Origin of the sequence: Kribbella voronezhensis (genome assembly GCF_004365175.1) — a bacterium.
Taxonomy (GTDB): Bacteria; Actinomycetota; Actinomycetes; order Propionibacteriales; family Kribbellaceae; genus Kribbella; species Kribbella voronezhensis.
On sequence record NZ_SOCE01000001.1, the window covers coordinates 2,566,306 to 2,582,707 of the forward strand.

Below are 16,402 nucleotides of genomic sequence, written 5' to 3' on the forward strand. Positions count from 1 at the left end.
CTCGCTCAGGCGCGGACGACCCGCCGCTGGAAGGTGATGCAGGACAGAGCTGCCCAACCGTGCTTGGTGCCGTCGATGTGTACCCAGCGACTGCCACCGCCGCAGTCGGTGTAGTGGCGGCCGTCGACCGGGCCGGTGCACCCGAGATCCGTGATCAGGACGCCCTTGCCGACGAAGTAGTCGGCGGTCGTCGAGGTCGGCGTACGGAACAGGTAGATCCCGTAGTCCGTCTTCCAGATGCAGTCGTAGATGACCGTCGCGCTGGTCGCCGACACGCTCACCGAGTCGCTCGCCGTGGTCGCGGCCTGCGCCGGTCCGACGCCGAGCATCGCCGCCGCCCCTACCGCCAGCACGGCCGTCGCGGTCCTCAGCATGGTGATCGCCTTCATGGCTCCTCCGGTTGCCTCTCGGGACGACCCCTTGCCGTCCGTCGGAGTCAGCATCACCGCGTCCCGCCGCCAGCACCCGATTCTCGACCAAACCCGACCACTCCCCACCTCGCTTCGAGTCAGTGTCGAAGCCGGTCCAGCAAATCGGTACGACGAACGCCGAACTCGAAGGAGTTCACCGCCTCGCGGATCACCTCGGCCAGTGCCGTGGCGGGGTCGGCGGGGTCGAGAAGCAGGGTGTCTCGCCGGCCCCGGAGTACCACCAAGGAATCGCGCATGCGCTGCACGGCCGCCACCGCATCCCAGCTACGTCCGCGCCGGAGCATCTTCCACGCACCGACGGCATCTCGAACGAAGGCGTCCAGCAGCCGTTCTCTATCGGGCTCCGCACGGTTGGCCTCACCGGCAGCAACAACCTCATCCGCAGCGAGCTCACCGTGAAACACTCGAACGCTCGAGGCGATGTTCGGACTGGTCGTACCCAGCGGATGCCACCGGATGGAGACTTCCTCCAGCGAATCGATCACGACGTCCGCAGAGTCGGCCCGGTACAACGCGATCGCAGTGCGGCCGCCGAACAACGCCGCCACCTCGTCGGCAGGATTCACCACGACGTCGTCGGCAATCACCACGTCGAGATCCACGTCCGACAACTCGTGCCAACGATCCGTACTCAGCGAGCCGAAGACCGCGACGGCCCGCACCCTGGCGTCGTCCCGGTAATGATCGACAACGCGCGAGACAAGAATTCGATGCCTGGCGCTACCAAGTCGCTCCACACCGCCACCGTAACCCTGCGGAGAACAAAGTCCGGCTTTGTCAGTCGGCTGCTGGACGGCAGGAAGGTGGTTGCCTGGTGGACACGCGGAACAGCAACCGTCGTTCATTTCGTCTGTCATTGTCGAGAGCGTTCATACCGCCCCCGCATCCGCCTCGTCTCGTCTCGTCTCGCCTCGTCTCGTCCGGATGCGTCTCTCGAAAGAGTGATGAATGAAAGTTCCCTCGGAATCCCCCAAGAAGCGGTACGGCCGCCGCGTGCTCGGAGTCGCGCTCGGCACCGCGGCGCTGATGGTCACCACCGCGGCGGCCGCGTTCGCCGTACCGCCGCCTGCTCTTCCGCAGAACGCGGGTGGCTGGGAGCAGTCCTTCTCGCCGGCGTACGACTACGACACCGACGGCTGCTACGCCACCCCCGCGATCGGCCCGGACGGCACGCTCAACGGCGGGCTGAACCCGAGCGGCGCCGTCAACGGTGGCTGCCACGACCAGTCGGACCTGGACAACTCCCAGACCTACGCCCGCTCCAAGTGCAACAACGGCTGGTGCGCGGTCGTCTACGCCAGCTACTTCGAGAAGGACCAGGCCGTCGCCGGCAGCAGTCTCGGCGGCCACCGGCACGACTTCGAACACGTCATCTCGTGGATCAACCAGTCGGCCAACGAGGTCCAGTACGTCACCACGACGCAGCACAGCAGCCAGGTGACCTACCCCCGCTCGCAGGTCCGCTTCGACGGCTCGCACCCGAAGGTCGTCTATCACAAGGACGGCCTGAGCACGCACTTCTTCCGGCTTGCCAACAGCAACGACGAGCCGCCGGAGAACTACTACCACAACTGGCGCTACCCGCCGCTGGTCGACTGGAACGGCTGGCCGAGCCTGTCACTGCGAGACACCTTGATGAACGCCGACTTCGGCTCCGCGACCATCAAGATCACCGACAAGGACGACCGGTTCCGCAACCTGCTGAACGCCTCCAAGCCCGCCGGCATCCCCTTCGACCCCTGGGCCTGATCTGCGGGGCTGGCGCGGGCTCTCACGGGCCCGCGCCGGCATTGTTGTCGATCCGCTGTTTCACGAAGACGTGCCCTGCCTCTAAGGTCCTCGCAAAGGGAGGGCCCGGATGAAGAGTCAGTTGGCGGTTCGCAACCGGTGGTCGGCGATCGTGGCTTATGCCCTGGTCGGCGCGGCCACTCAGCTGGTCTGGCTCAACTTCGCCGGAGTCACCACGGTCGCCTCCTCGCGGTACGGCGTCTCGGAGAGCGCGATCGGCTGGCTCGCCCAGGTCTTCCCGTTGCTGTACGTCGTAATGGCGATCCCGGCCGGTCTGGTTCTCGACAAGTGGTTCCGGAGCGGGTTGCTCGTCGGTGCCCTACTCACTGCTCTCGGAGCGGTCGTGCGGCTCATCGGCGACGACTACAACTGGCTCCTGGCCGGGCAACTGATTGCCTCTGTGGCACAACCTTTTGTGCTCAACGCAGTCACCGGCATCACCGGCCGCTACCTGGCTGAGAAGGACCGGCCTACGGGTATTGCCGTCGGCACAGCGAGCATCTTCGCCGGAATGGTTTTGGCCTTTGTGATGGCGGCCCTCCTGCCCGATGCGGGGCAACTGCCGACCATGTTGTGGCTCTCGGCCACTTTCAGCGTCGTCGCAGCCGTCGTCTTGGTCGTCGCCCTCCGACAGCCCGGCCATCACCGGGTCGAGCGACGCGGCCCGACGCGCGGTGCCCTCAAGATCGCCTGGAGTGATCCCTTGATCCGCCGGGTCGCGCTGCTGGCGATCTTTCCCTTCGGCGTTTTCGTTGCCATGACCACCTTCGCCCAGGCCCTGCTGGAACCGGCCGGAGTCAGCGCCGAAGTCGCCAGCACGATCCTTCTGGTCAACGTGATCGTCGGCGTCATCGGGAGCGCCGTCATCCCGGTCCTGGTGGTCCGCCACCGAGCAGAATCGTCCTTGCTCGTGGTGAGCCTCGCGGTGACCGCACTGGCCTGCTGTTTGCTCGCTGTGTTCCCGAGTGTGGTCATGGGGTTTGTGGCGATCACCGTGATCGGGTTCCTCCTGCTACCGGCTCTCCCGATCGTGCTGGAGTTGGTCGAACGTCGTACGGGCGAAGCCGAAGGCACCGGCGCCGGCCTGATCTGGATGGCCGGCAACCTGGGCGGTCTGGTCGTAGCGATCGTGGTCGGCCTGCTGGTGAAACACCCATTGGTGGCTTTCCTGGTGATGGCTTTTGTCGCGCTGATCGCCGTACCGGGTGCTCGTGCGCTGCGAAAGCCTATTGCCGAGCTAGTGCCACCGCTGTAGCCCCCGCAGCCAGCAACCCACCGGCACCCGCCGCGATAAAGGTGACCCGCGCATCGGTGTGCTGAAGCAGCAGCCCACCGAACACGTACGAAATGCCGGCCGCGAGCCCGATCGCGCCGTACAGATTCCCGAACACTCTGCCGAGCAGGTTGGCCGGCACCACCCGCTGCAGATGTGTATTGATCGCCACATCAAGCGCAGCGATCCCCAGCCCCCTGATCGTCTGCAGCGCCAACGCAGCCCACACGGCCCACGCCAATCCGGTCAGCAGATTGCCCGCACTCGTGACAGCGAACCCAACCACCAGCAACGGCAACATCTTCGCGCCGGCAGCAAACCTGGTCAGCAACGCATACCCAACAACCAGGCCGATCCCCACACCCGCATACAGCGCAGCCGCACTCGAATCCCCCGCATGCAACTCGTCCTTGGCCAAGAACACCATCGCGACGTCATCCACTCCACTGAACGCCACCACCGCAAAGAACCCCAACCCGATCACCCGAACGACCTTCGCCCTCCAGATGTAGCTCAACCCGGCCCTCGCGTCCTCAATGAACCCCGTCTTCTCCTCTTTCACCGCAGGCGGAAGCGAAGGCAACCGACTCAACAGCACCGCCGACGCAAAGAAACTGGCCGCGTCAATAAACAAAATCCCCCGCACATCCAGCACCAAGAACAACCCAGCCGCGATCAACGGCCCCACAGCCTCCAACCCATGCGTCCCCGCCCCCAACGCCGAATTGGCAGTCTCCAACTCCCGATCACTCACCAACGCCGGCACAGCACTCCGAGAACTAGCCTGAAAAACCTGCGCCACCAAACTCCTGACAGCAACGAGCACGAGGAGCACCGGCAACGGCGGCAAACTCACCGCCATCCCCACCACCAACGCCCCTTGCAGGACGTCACACCCCACCATCACCTTCCGCAAATCAACCCGATCCCCCACCACCCCCGCAAACGCCCCAAACAACCCCGGCGTAAAGTCCCCCGCCAACAACAAGAGCGCCACCGCCAACGCGGCCCCCGTCTCAGCCTCCACATAAAGCAGCAGGGCGACCAAGCTAAGCGAATCCCCCAGGAAACTCACCGACCTGGCAACCCACAACCGCCGAAACCCAACATTCCCCCGCAACACAGCAACCGCCCCCACGCGCGCCCCCGAAGCTTTCAGCGCGTCCGCTGCGCTCGCGGCGTCCGGCCCTTCCTCTTCCTCCAACACCCCCACCACCTCCCCAACCCACTCAACACCACCCCACGCCCGCCACCCCACCCATTTACACCTCCACGCCACCGCATCCTCTACGATGTTCCAGCACTCACTCGCCGGTGTGGCGCAACTGGCAGCGCACCGCTCTTGTAAAGCGGGGGTTAGGGGTTCGAGTCCCCTCACCGGCTCCCTCAGCACGTGACAGTCCCCCACGTGCACCACGCGGCAGCTCCTTCGTCGCCGCCGCTATGCGCACTCCCACCCACCCCGGCCTTTCCCGGGCTATCGCCCGCTCTCCGCGCTCCTCCGTCGCGCTAACCTCGTCCGTCTCCCGTCCGCTGAGCGACGCCCAGTCGAGCGAACCACCAGGCACAGTGTTGGGGCCGCCCCTCCAGCGGTCCCACCGAGCGCTTTCCCAAGGCCTTCCACGTCTGAATTGCACCCTCCCACCGCCCACCGTCTCGCTGCCGGTCATTCCCGCAGTGAGCCGGTGCAAGGCGCTGTCTGCCGGTGAAGCAGAACAGGTCGGGCGTTGAGTACTGTCGTGTCTACCTCTGCCTCTCAGGCCGCGTAGCGTGGCGCCATTGCCTCCATCTGTTCGATGACGAGTTTGATGGCGCCCGCCTGCTTGTCCGGCGGGTACTTGTACTTGACCAGCAGCCGCTTGATGGAGGACCGGAGCTTGGCCCGTACGTCGTCCCGCACCGTCCAGTCTGTCTTGATGTCGCGGCGCATGACCTCGACCAATTCCCGAGCGATCTGCGCGAGCACGTCTTCGCCCTGGACCTCGACAGCCGACTCGTTGGTGCTGACTGCGTCGTAGAACGCCAGCTCATCCTCGGACAGCGGCGGACTGAAGTGCTTGCCGCGGTTGGCTTCGGCGGCGACTTCCTTGGCCATCTCGATCAGTTCGGCGATGACCTCGGCCGACGTGAGTTGCTGGTTGGTGTACTTGTTCATCAGCTCGCGGATACGTTCGGAGAACGCTCGCTGGCGGACGAGGTTGTTGCGCGTCACCTTGCCGGACTCCTCGGTCAGCAGGTCCCGCAAGGCCTCGATCGCGAGATGTGCGTTCTCGGCGTGCTGGACCTTGGCCTGGAAGTCCGGCCCGAGGTCGGACAGCGACGGCTTGGGCAAGCCGGCGGCTTCGTAGATATCGACGATCTCACCGGTCGCTGTCGACGAGGCGACGAGGTTCGAGAGCAGTCGCTGAACCTCCTCGGGCACGGGTCGGCCGGACGCCTGCCGCTCTTGGGCGTCGAACTTCGCCATCCAGACGCGAACTTCCTCGTAGAACTTGGCCTCGGTCCGCACGTCCGCGAGGTTGTCTCCACCGCAGGCCAGCGCCCAAGCGCGGGCGAGCTGATTCGCGAGCTTTCGGAAGCGCTGGTTGAGGGCCTCCTCGCCCTCCACCGGCTGATTGCCCGGCGTAGCCGGCGAGCGAAGGTAGTTCGTGAGCCCGAGAGTCGCCTTGATCCAACTCGTGGTGTTCGCCTGGACCTTGCTGCGCCAGTCGTACCCAGCGCACAGTTGGTCCAGGGTGGCGATAAGGGTGCGAGCCAGGTCCGCCGCCTCGTCGACGTTCTTGCCGACCGGCTTCTTTGCCTGGTCGGTCTTCGTGTACTCGGCCAAGGCCTTGTTCAGGTTGTCGGCCAAGGGCGCGTAAGCGACGAGGAGACCATCTGGCTTGCCCCGGAAGGTGCGGTTCACGCGCGCGAGAGTCTGCATCAGCAGCGCACCCTTGAGCGGGCGGTCCAGGTAAAGGGTATGCAGCGGCGGCGCGTCGAAGCCCGTGAGCATCATGTCCTTGACGATGACGAGTTGCAGCGGATCCTCAGCGTCCTTCAGTCGCTTCTGGATGACCTTGTTCAGTGCTTCGCGTCGTACATGCTTGGCGATCAGGCCGGTGTCGGTCGCGTCTCCGGAGTACACGACCTTGATCACGCCCTTGTCGACAGCCTCGTCGTGCCAGTCGGGGCGGAGCTTGATGATCTCTTCGTACAGGGTCGCGCAGATCTCACGCGTGGCGCCGACGATGAAGGCCTTGCCTGGTGAGGTGATGAACGGAACCATCGCCTCGGACCGCTTCTGCCAGTGGTCAAGGATGTCGGCCGCCAGCGCCCGAAGGCGTGCCGGCGCGCCGTAGACCGCGTTGATGACGGCAACGGATTGCTCGATCCGCTCGCGTTCTACGTCGTCGAGGCCGACTGTGGCCTCGTCGGCAGCCTCGTCGAGGAGGTCTTCGCTCACCTCGCCCGCGAGCTTGACGCCGATGATGCGAGGCTCGAAGTACACCTGCACGGTGGCGCCGTCGTCGACGGCCCGGGTCAGGTCGTACGTGTCAATGACGGAGCCGAACACCTCTTGCGTGTTCCGGTCCGCGAACGAGATCGGCGTACCCGTGAACGCGATGAATGCGGCCTTCGGGAGAGCGTCGCGGATGTGCCGCGCAAAGCCGTCGAGGTCGTCGTAGTGACTGCGGTGCGCCTCGTCGACGATCACGATGATGTTGCGCCGGTCGGTCAGCAGGGGATGATCGAGACCCGCCTCCCGTTCCTTGTCCGTCAGGCCGAACTTCTGCAAGGTCGTGAAGTAGATACCGCCCGTGGTGCGGTTTGACAGTTCGGCTCTCAGCTGTGAACGGGTTGTCACCTTGACCGGAGTTTCGGCGAGGAGTCGCGACCTGTTGAAGGTCTCGAAGAGCTGGCTGTCGAGTTCGTTACGGTCCGTGACCACGACGAGCGTCGGGTTCTTCAGCTTGGGCTGAAGGCTGACCAGGTGCGCGTAGAGCTCCATCTCCATCGACTTGCCGGAGCCCTGCGTATGCCAGACGACGCCAGCCTTGCCGTTGCTCTCGACCGCCTCGACGGTGGTCCCGACCGCTTTGGTGACCGCGAAGTACTGGTGCGGCTTGGCGATCCGCTTCGCGTATCCCTCGGCGCCCGCATCGAAGGCCACGAAGTTCCGCAACAACTGCAGGAACCGCTCTTGATTGCAGACCCCGTTCAGCAGGTACTCCAGCTCGATTCCCAAGCCGTCGTCGGACTCAACTGCGCCGAGCTTCAGCGGCTCGCCGTCGTCGTTGACGTTCCACGGCGAATAGTGATTCAGGGGAGTGAACGGCGTGCCATACCGGGCGGTGATGCCGTCGCTGATGATCGACAGCACACAGAACCGGAAAGCTAGCGGGAACTCGCGCAGGTACGTCGCCAACTGGGCGTGAGCCGCCGCGATGTCCGCGTGCTCAGACCCAGCCTTCTTGAGCTCGACGATCACGACCGGCATGCCGTTCAGGTACAGAATGAGGTCGAATCGCCGCTCGTGCTCCGACGACCTAACGGTCACTTGGTTGACGGCGAGAAACTCGTTGTCCTCGACAACATGACTGACGAGCCTGATCGTCGGGTTCTGCTCGATCCCGTCGGAGTCGATGTAACTGATTCCGCGGTACCCGCGAACCAGAACGTCGTGCAGCCGATAGTTCTCCGCCAACGCATCCTGCGACTTCGGCGCCACGATCTCGGCCAGCGCCTGCTCGACGTACTCGCCAGGCACCTTCGGATTCAGCCGCCGCATAGCCTCCAGCAATCGCCCCCGCAAGACGATTTCGTCCCATGACGTCCGCCCACCCTCAGTCCCTGGCGCGACCTCCACCCCGTGCAGCGGCTCCCACCCGTGCTCGAAGAGCTGATCCAGCGCAACCTTCTCCCACTCCGCTTCACTAACCATTACAAGACCCCCTCCACAACCTTTTCAGCCTTCCGAACCCGAACCTTTCCAGACATCAGTAACGGCAGCAGCTCGTCACGGGCTTTTACGAGCACAGCCGACTCCCTGTCGGCGGTAGCAGACATATCTAGCAGCGGCCTAATAGAGTCTGCCCATCGACGAGTTTCGGCCGGTGACAGGATCGGGATCCGGAGCGCCTCGACCGCACCCTTGTTTACATGCTGCTGGGCCGCACCAGTGGCATGCTTCAGGAGTTGATCAATCTCGCGACGGATTGCGAAATACAGCCAGTCATTCATGGCTGCATCGTCATTCCACACCCCAATCAAGGACTGGTTTCCGCATGCCTCAATCTCAAGGCGAGCAATCTGCCCTAACGTAGCCCCCGTGATAGCCAAGATTGTTGAACCGCGTGGCATCAACTTTGCGGCGCTATTCTCCAGCGCCTCTTTGGTGATCAATTCGGAGGGCGTAAGCACGCGCTCTTCATTTGCCTTTCCCGACGCAAGCCAAGGTACTGTGCCTCCTTCCCAGAAATCTCGGCGCGAGCGACTTGGCGTTCCGCCTAGCACAATGGTTGCAATGTCGCCCAAAGTCGCAACATCTGTGACACCCGCGACTCCTTCAAGAAACATGCTCTCGGCGAGCGCGGCAGCCGATGATGCGATCCGTCTGTTGCAGAGGACCTTGTCATCGAGCGCCCCCAGCACCTCCGCGATCGACCGCTGCTCGTCGAGTGGCGGAATGCGGACAGTCCACTGTGGCATCGAAGCCAACCCGATGCGGGGGACGGTTGCGCCATGAATCGTGTGGGTTGAAATCGTTCGCTGAAAGGTCGGGCTCAGGTAGAAGTACAGCAAGAACCGGCAATCGACGACGTCGTCGTTAGGTCGGAGAAGCGCCATCCGTCGCCCGAGGCAGGCCTGCACTCCCGCTGGCATCAAAGCAGCCTCGCCAAGGCGCGTCTCATAGGAGAATAGCAAGTCACCTGCTCGCGGGGTGACGCGTCGTGTCCATTTCACGAAGTCTTCCGGCGAGACATGGTCTGACGCATCCAGGTCGAGCCGGCCAGACTTCAGGCTGGCAATGTTGAGGAAGTACGGACCTTCCGCTCTTCGAGTCGGCGTTGCGTGGGGCCCATCGAACAACTCACCCAATGCGCCAAAGGTCGTGTTGATCCAGTCAGTCATCGAGACGCTCCAACTGCTGACGCACTACCCTCTCAAGGCGTCCTGCCTCGTCGAAGGCTGCGAGGAGTTCCTTGGTGAGGCGCTCGATCTTTTCGTCGATGAGTTCGCCGTCGTCCTCGGCTTCCTGGGCGCCGACGTAGCGGCCGGGGGTCAGGGCATAGTCGGCTTCCTTGATGTCGGCCAAGGTGGCTGACTTGCAGAAGCCTGGAACGTCTTCGTACTTGAGGCCCTTCGCGGCTGCCGACTCTGAGCCGCGCCAGGCATGGTAAGTGTCGCCGATTTCGACTATTTCTTCGGTGGTGAGGTCTCGTTCGGCTCGGTCGATCATGTAGCCGAGGTTGCGGGCGTCGATGAAGAGGACCTGGCCGGTGCGGTCGATGGTGCCCTGGTTGCCGATGGTCTTGTCTTTGGCGAAGAACCACAGGCAGACCGGGATACCGGTGCTGCGGAACAACTGAGTTGGGAGGGCGATCATGCAGGAGAGCAGGTCGGCTTCGACGATCTGGGCTCGGATATCGCCTTCGCCATTCGAGTTGGACGACATGGAGCCGTTAGCCATGACTACGCCGGCCCGGCCGCCGGGCGCGAGCTTGGAGATGATGTGCTGGATCCAGGCGTAGTTGGCGTTGTTGGCCGGTGGCACGCCGTACTTCCAGCGCGGATCCTCGACGTTGCGGGCCCAGTCCTTGATATTGAAGGGCGGGTTCGCCATGACGAAGTCCATCTGGGCATCCGCGTGCTGGTCGCGGGCGAACGTGTCGCCCCAGCGTGCGCCCAGGCCCTTGTTGTCGATGCCGTGGATGGCGAGGTTCATCTTCGCCAGTCGCCAGGTTTCCTCGTTTGCTTCCTGACCGAAGATCGATACGTCCTTCGGATCGCCGTCGTGCGCGTAGATGAATTTCTCGGTCTGGACAAACATGCCGCCCGATCCACAGCACGGGTCGTACACACGGCCGCTGTGCGGCTCCAGGACCTCGACGATGACCTTCACCACGCTCGGCGGCGTGAAGTACTCACCACCTCGCTTACCCTCCGCACGGGCGAAGCTCCCGAGGAAATACTCGTAGACCTCGCCCATCAGGTCCCGCGCGCGGTGCTCGCCTTGCCGGCTGAACCGCGCGCTGTTGAAGAGGTCGATCAGTTCGCCGAGCCGGCGCTGGTCGATGTTGTCCCGATTGTAGAGGCGTGGAAGCGTCCCACGAAGGCTCTCGTTCTCCTTCATGATCGCTTCCATCGCGCCGTCGATCAGCGACCCGATCGACCGCTCCGGTTGGTCGCCCGCAGCCGGCTTTCCCTTGGCGTTCTCGGCGAGGTAGGACCACCGGGCCTCGGGCGGTACGACGAACACGCCGTACCCCTGGTACTCCTCCGGGTCGTCGATGAGGTCGGCGATCTGCTCCTCGTCGTACCCCTGTCCCGTCAGATCCGCCCGGATTGCCTCGCGACGCTCGTCGTACGCGTCCGAGACGTACTTAAGGAAGACCAGGCCGAGGATGACGTCCTTATATTGGTTGGCCGAGAGCGAGCCGCGGAGTTTGTCGGCCGCCTTCCAGAGCGTGTCTTTCAGTTCCTTCATGGTCGAAGGAGCCTCAGGTTGTTTCTTCCGTGGTGGCACGTCAGCCTGCTCTCTTGGTGTTGACGGGATCGATCGTGACCGCACCACTCGCAACGCCCCGGATGAGGCTGGTGGTGAGGTCATGGGTGGCTTGCACCTGACGCTGGAGATTCGCCAGGTACTGCGCGGCGCCTGCCAGCGCGGCGTCGAGCGCCTCGGCCTCACTCGCGTGAAGATCCGGCACGCTCCAGGTCTGCCAGTCGGTTCCGGGCCGGGCCAGCAGGTTGATGATCGCCGCGAGTGCCTGCGGACCGATGGATGCGCCCGGCCGAAGCCGGAGGATCCGGCTGGGCGACGCGACCAGGGCACCGCCCTCGAGGTCCACGCGGGCCAGCGGCCGGGGTCGCTGGAGGAAGATGACGTCGCCCGGATCGGTTCGGGTCGCGCGCGGGTACTGCCGTACCGCGTCGAACGGATCGAGCCGGGCGTCCTCGGCGCTCGCATCGGCGGTAAGCACCCGTACGGTGCCGTCGTGGTTCTGATCTGTGATTTCGATATGACTGCCACGCTTCATCGCTAGCTGGCCGGCTGTGACGAGCTCTCCAAGGGAAAGCTGCCTCAACAGGATCTGCCCGGGTGCGGGCGCGGCGGTGACGTCGTACCCGGGAACCGGTTCACTCGTCGTCAGAGTCGCGGTATGGATCTGGTCTAGGTGGCTGGTGGACCCTGCGGTTCCGAGGCGGACTGCCCGTACGCCGCGAGGCACGACGGGCCCGCCGGCCAGTACCGGAGCCAGCTCGCCACGGCGTGCATACCGATAGGCGCGGGCATCGGTGCGTACGAGGGCGGCGGATACGTCGGCCGCGAGATCCGTCAGGTCGATGGTCTCGGAGGTCAGGTCGGCCATCCGGAGCGACTGGTCGCGCCGCCCGCCCTGGACGATCCACACCGCAAGACTTTGCCGGTGCGCGGCCTTCCAAAGCCCGCGGGGCAGGCGGATCGCCATCGCGAGATTGCCCGCCCGGAGAGTCTGCGACCGCCGCTGTTCGGCGTCGCCGACCAACTCGTCGCACAGTACAGCGGCCGAGCCGAGGACGATCCCGATGTCTGTCGGCCCCAGCGAGACGACTAGCTCGTCCGTGCTCTCGAGCGCGGCCGTCTCGGACTCACCCACGACTGACACCACACGCACCGTACCGCGAGCGTCCGTGATCACGTCGAAACCGCCGATCACGGCACGGCGCCGCAACTCGCGCCCCGAGGCAGCTGCACCAGCCAGAATCCCGGTGAACCCTTTGGCCAGCCGGTACGCGAGTCGGTGGTTTGACGGTGGCACGAGAGCAACCGATTCGCCGCCGAGGCGCGCACGCGCGGCATCGCCGACCGTGCACAGCAGTTCGACCACCCCCTCGGAGAGTCCCCGTTCGCCCGCTTTCCGCTGCAGGCGACCCGATTCGAACCGCGCCAGCGCGTCGGATACGCCGTACGACGCCCCGACCAAGTCGTCCACATACCCGAACAGGTCCGCGTCGGCACGGAGCTCGTGGACCTCTCGCTGCAGGATTTCGTCGGCAGGATCAGCCTGCTCCGCGAGTGCATGCAGTTCTGCCGTGTCGAGTTCGACCAGCTCTGTCCCGGTCATCGAGTGCAGGCAGAGCAGCGTTACAACCTCTTCGGCATCCACGGTTTCGGGAATGGACAGAGCGGGCGCGTCCTGGCGCGCCTCCGGATTGTTGCCACGGCCGGTCTTTTCGAGCCAGGTGACGATCTCGTCGCGATCGAACCGCTCGACACCGTCGACGGTCCAGATCGCCCGTGGAAACGGGAGCTGCTGCCCATGAATCTGGGGGCGCCGGCGCCACATCGAGACCACCGGGCGGCTGACGCGGGCGAGAAGCGCCACGTCGGTCAGCGTCAGCGTCGGCCGTCGCTCCATCCCGCACCTCCCTCGGTCGTTGATGGGCCAATGCTACGGCCGTTCGCCGTGAGTCCGGCTCGATACGAGCTGATAAGCCCTCTTATCGGTCATTACGGTTGTCGCCATAGCTTCTCGATCCCATGCTCGTCTCACCGCCGTCACCGGGACGGCACCGAGCCGAGGAGCACACCCGTCCCATGACCAGAAGTGAGAACGCGGCGCACTTCGACGCCGCTCTGACAGGTCTCGTCATCGAGTCGCTGACCATCGCCGGACCTGACGTCGTACGCGAAGCACAGCACTGGACCACCGGCCGTCGCGGCCCGGTCGTCGAAGATCCGAACCAGCTGGCCGACGCCGACCTGTCGGCCTTCGCTACCCAGGCCGTCCTGCTCGGAGCGCGCGCCCTGGCGGCCACCGCGCAGACCTCCGAGGCGCGTCTACTGGAGCAGATGCTGAAGGAGGTCGGGGAGAAGACGGAAGCCGCGAGCTCGAAGGCGGCCGAGTTGACCGAGCTCGCCGTAAAGGAGGCCTCGACCGCCGTCGTCCAGGTCGCCAACGACGCGAAGAAGGCCATCACCGACGCCGATCAGCAGAGTCGCAAAGAGTTCACCGCGGCGGTTTTGGGCGCCAAGAACGATCTGACCGCCGAGATCAGGCGCCTCGTGGGCGGCGACAAGCCGGAACTGCTCGAACGTCTCCAGCCGGTGCTGGACAAGTTCAGTTCCGGGCTCGAGACACAGGTCCGGACGAGCACGCACGAGCTGCTCGAACGGGCGGCGAAGCAGTTCGATCCGACCGATCCGTCGTCGCCGATGGCCAAGCACGCCGCCGCGCTGACGGCTCAGCAGGAGAAGGTGACCCAGCAGCTCGATAAGAACCACGGTGAGCTCACGACGAAGGTGGACGAGCTGACGACCATGCTCAAGGTCCAGCAGGCGAAGACGAAGCTGGTCAACGTCACCCCGATCAAGGGCGCTTCCTTCGAGGAACAGATCCACGACCTCCTGCGCGGCATGGCCTCCGCACTTGGGGACGAGTACGTCGATACGACCGCGATGGTCGGCCGCATACCGCGGTGCAAGAAGGGCGACGGCGTCCTCACAGCAGCCGGCTGCGCTCACGTCGTACTCGAGATGACCGACTCGCAGCGCACCGGCTGGGGCGAGTACTTCGACGAGGCCGAGCGGAACCGCGATGCGGCCGCTGCCATCGGCATCGTCCGTACGCCCGAGCAGAACGACGGCCAGTCGATCCGCGTACTTGGGCCGCGACGCATCGTCCTGGCGTTCGATCCGAATGGCGACGACCCCGAGCTGCTGCGCACCGTCGTACTGCTCATCCGCACGGTCGCACTCGCCGCGACCTCGCGGACCGGCACGAGCGAGGTAGCCACGGCCGAGGAAAAGATCGGCGAGGCACTCGCACAGCTGGACAGGATCGCGAAGGTCAAGAAGCTCGCGAACGGGATCCAGAAGAACGCCGGAACCATCGACAGCGAGTGCACCGGTCTGAACGCGTCCATCCGTCGTCTGCTGGACGAGGCTCTCGTCGCGCTGGCCGGCTCTTCCGCCGCTCCGGCCATGTTGGCCGGCGTCGTATCGGGCGCTGCCTGAACAAACGCCCATAACCCACGACCAATTCATTCATTAATTTCGATCCGACCCGGTGGGGGAGTCACAATGTCGCAGCATCAGCAGAGCCCGCAGTACCAGCCCGGCTTGCCGCCGCAGCCGGTCAAGAAGCGGCATGCGCTTCGCAACACGTTGATCGTTCTGTCCGTCGGCCTCATCGTGTTCGCGGGCGGGTGCGTCGCCGGACTGGCGAACGGAGTGAACGAAGCCACGAAGGACAGCACGGCCGCCAAGGCCGATGCGCCAGCTGCCTCGTCGCCCGCAACCCAGCCGTCCCAGACGAGCGAGCCGCCAGCCAGTGCCGAACCGACAGCGACGCCGACCGACGAGGATCATGTCGCGAAGGTCGGGGCGACGCAGTGGTTCGAGTACAGCGACGGGATGAAGGTCCAGGTCACCAACCTGAAGCGGTTCCGGATCAGCCAGTACGCCGTCGGCGGCAAGCCAGGCGACGTGGGAGTCATCGTCACGGTCACGCTCCAGAACATGTCCTCGAACACGTTCGACACGAGTCTCGTCGACGTCAAGCTCGCCAGCGGACCGAACGGGGATCAGGCCGAATCGGTCTTCGACTCCGACCAGAACCTGGGCGGTGGGTTCGAGGGATCGATCCTGCCGGGCAAGAAGAAGACCGCCCGGTACGGCTTCGCGATTCCGAGGACTCACGTGAGTTCGCTGCTCCAGCTCGAGGTCGCGCCTGGCTGGGACTACGAGGGCAGCCACTTCGAGGGCAAGTTGTCGAACTGACGCCGATGGCCAGGAGACCGGCTTCGCGGAGGGAGGGAGCCGGTCTCCTGCGGGCTGCGACAATCCTGATCAAGTCTCGATGGATCTGGAGCGCAAGGATAAACCGATACGCCACGACGGCGCTGACCTACTATCGCGACCACCTACCGACTCGGTACGCCGAGTTGGACGACCCGGCCGAGTACTTCCGGGGCCTGGGGGAACAGATTCAAACCGGGGTAGCAGACTTGGCACCCGACCTGGCCGGACCGCATCGGCCGGGAGAAGGCTTTCTGGCCAAGACGGCCCGGCTGCACGCGGCCCGGGCCCAGGCAGAGGAGTTGGTCCTAAGCGAGCTTCTCTACTCCCAGAAACCAGACAACGAGGAGCAGGACATGGATCCGGAAACGGCGGCGCACTACGGAGACCTGAACCAGACGATCCAGGAACTGCAAACACGATGAAGCGCGTCCTCGACGAACCGGAACCAAGCAGCCGCTCGAGCGGCCGGGAGTAGGGGTCGGCTCATGTGCTCTGATGGCCACGACAGGAAGAACGTCGTCGCGTGGTTGCCCGCCCCACCGGCCACGGCCGGACAGCTAGATCTCAAGGCGACGACCCCTGGCCGGCACGCACTATCCATCTGGTATGGACGCGTTCGAGCTCGTCCCAGACTCGTCGTGGTCGCTTGGTGCATCGTGTCGTTGGCGCTTTTCGCTAGTGCCCAGGAGCCGTCGGCGGCGAGAAGCCACAGGCTGTCAGTACCGTCCTCGCAGGTAGCGGAGCGGTTCTCGATGTCTGGTAGCCGAGTTCATACAGACATCGGAGCTCCCAGGTCCGCAAGTCAGGCATCAGCCCAGCCAAGGCTCGCACCCCGTCGCCGACCGGGTCACGCGCAGCGGTATATATCTCTCCCCGCAGGGCTGGATAGTCGGCGACCTGTCGAGTGCGCATGAAGTTCGC

Annotated in this window: 12 protein-coding genes and 1 tRNA gene; 6 read left to right on the forward strand and 7 right to left on the reverse strand. The window is 64.7% G+C overall.

The window, feature by feature from the left end:
- Positions 1-5: 5 nt before the first annotated feature.
- Both EV138_RS11640 and EV138_RS11645 read right to left on the reverse strand, forming a co-directional pair.
- Entirely contained in the window at positions 6-389 is a 384-nt protein-coding gene (locus EV138_RS11640) for a hypothetical protein (protein WP_133978552.1), read from the reverse strand.
- Positions 390-508: 119 nt separating this feature from the next.
- Complete coding sequence (locus tag EV138_RS11645; protein ID WP_133978554.1) at positions 509-1,168, reverse strand: nucleotidyltransferase domain-containing protein; 660 nt, start codon at positions 1,166-1,168, stop codon at positions 509-511.
- Between the two features lie 211 nt (positions 1,169-1,379).
- On the opposite strand from EV138_RS11645, the gene EV138_RS11650 reads away from it, so the two are divergent.
- On the forward strand, positions 1,380-2,180 hold the full coding sequence (locus EV138_RS11650; RefSeq protein ID WP_133978556.1) for an NPP1 family protein: 801 nt from the start codon (positions 1,380-1,382) through the stop codon (positions 2,178-2,180).
- A 109-nt stretch (positions 2,181-2,289) separates the two neighbouring features.
- Positions 2,290-3,474: an MFS transporter gene (locus EV138_RS11655; protein WP_133978558.1), complete on the forward strand. Its 1,185-nt coding sequence runs from the start codon at positions 2,290-2,292 to the stop codon at positions 3,472-3,474.
- On the opposite strand, the gene EV138_RS11660 is transcribed toward EV138_RS11655, so the two are convergent.
- Positions 3,446-4,699 (reverse strand): MFS transporter, encoded by a 1,254-nt coding sequence (locus EV138_RS11660; protein WP_238158075.1) that lies wholly within the window; start codon positions 4,697-4,699, stop codon positions 3,446-3,448. The two genes, EV138_RS11655 and EV138_RS11660, sit on opposite strands and share 29 nt — an antisense overlap.
- Positions 4,700-4,802: 103 nt before the next feature.
- Here EV138_RS11660 and EV138_RS11665 point away from each other — a divergent pair.
- Positions 4,803-4,875: transfer RNA gene (locus tag EV138_RS11665), tRNA-Thr, on the forward strand.
- Between the two features lie 373 nt (positions 4,876-5,248).
- Here EV138_RS11665 and EV138_RS11670 read toward each other — a convergent pair.
- From EV138_RS11670 to EV138_RS11685, 4 genes are read right to left on the reverse strand one after another with little or no spacing between them, the layout of a single operon-like run.
- A complete protein-coding gene (locus tag EV138_RS11670; RefSeq protein ID WP_133978560.1) occupies positions 5,249-8,416 on the reverse strand; it encodes a type I restriction endonuclease subunit R in 3,168 nt (1,055 codons plus the stop codon).
- Entirely contained in the window at positions 8,416-9,606 is a 1,191-nt protein-coding gene (locus EV138_RS11675; RefSeq protein ID WP_133978562.1) for a restriction endonuclease subunit S, read from the reverse strand. The genes EV138_RS11670 and EV138_RS11675 overlap by 1 nt, the downstream gene beginning before the upstream one ends.
- Positions 9,599-11,182 (reverse strand): class I SAM-dependent DNA methyltransferase, encoded by a 1,584-nt coding sequence (locus EV138_RS11680; RefSeq protein ID WP_238158076.1) that lies wholly within the window; start codon positions 11,180-11,182, stop codon positions 9,599-9,601. Before EV138_RS11680 ends, EV138_RS11675 begins: the two co-directional genes overlap by 8 nt.
- Positions 11,183-11,222: 40 nt before the next feature.
- A complete protein-coding gene (locus EV138_RS11685; protein ID WP_133978565.1) occupies positions 11,223-13,097 on the reverse strand; it encodes a hypothetical protein in 1,875 nt (624 codons plus the stop codon).
- Between the two features lie 179 nt (positions 13,098-13,276).
- Between EV138_RS11685 and EV138_RS11690 the strand changes: the two genes are divergently transcribed.
- The 3 genes from EV138_RS11690 to EV138_RS11700 all read left to right on the forward strand — a co-directional run bounded on the left by EV138_RS11690 (position 13,277) and on the right by EV138_RS11700 (position 15,903).
- A complete protein-coding gene (locus EV138_RS11690; protein ID WP_133978567.1) occupies positions 13,277-14,695 on the forward strand; it encodes a Fis family transcriptional regulator in 1,419 nt (472 codons plus the stop codon).
- A gap of 66 nt (positions 14,696-14,761) precedes the next feature.
- On the forward strand, positions 14,762-15,460 hold the full coding sequence (locus EV138_RS11695; protein ID WP_133978569.1) for a DUF4352 domain-containing protein: 699 nt from the start codon (positions 14,762-14,764) through the stop codon (positions 15,458-15,460).
- A gap of 164 nt (positions 15,461-15,624) precedes the next feature.
- The gene (locus EV138_RS11700) at positions 15,625-15,903 is read left to right on the forward strand and encodes a hypothetical protein (RefSeq protein WP_133978571.1); all 279 of its coding nucleotides are present in this window, start codon (positions 15,625-15,627) and stop codon (positions 15,901-15,903) included.
- The last annotated feature ends 499 nt before the right edge of the window (positions 15,904-16,402 follow it).

Coding starts and splice junctions, on each gene's coding strand:
- EV138_RS11640 (WP_133978552.1), bottom strand. CDS start 389: ATGAAGGCGATCACCATGCTGAGGACCGCGACGGCCGTGCTGGCGGTA.
- EV138_RS11650 (WP_133978556.1), top strand. CDS start 1,380: ATGAAAGTTCCCTCGGAATCCCCCAAGAAGCGGTACGGCCGCCGCGTG.
- EV138_RS11655 (WP_133978558.1), top strand. CDS start 2,290: ATGAAGAGTCAGTTGGCGGTTCGCAACCGGTGGTCGGCGATCGTGGCT.
- EV138_RS11670 (WP_133978560.1), bottom strand. CDS start 8,416: ATGGTTAGTGAAGCGGAGTGGGAGAAGGTTGCGCTGGATCAGCTCTTC.
- EV138_RS11675 (WP_133978562.1), bottom strand. CDS start 9,606: ATGACTGACTGGATCAACACGACCTTTGGCGCATTGGGTGAGTTGTTC.
- EV138_RS11680 (WP_238158076.1), bottom strand. CDS start 11,182: ATGAAGGAACTGAAAGACACGCTCTGGAAGGCGGCCGACAAACTCCGC.
- EV138_RS11685 (WP_133978565.1), bottom strand. CDS start 13,097: ATGGAGCGACGGCCGACGCTGACGCTGACCGACGTGGCGCTTCTCGCC.
- EV138_RS11690 (WP_133978567.1), top strand. CDS start 13,277: ATGACCAGAAGTGAGAACGCGGCGCACTTCGACGCCGCTCTGACAGGT.
- EV138_RS11695 (WP_133978569.1), top strand. CDS start 14,762: ATGTCGCAGCATCAGCAGAGCCCGCAGTACCAGCCCGGCTTGCCGCCG.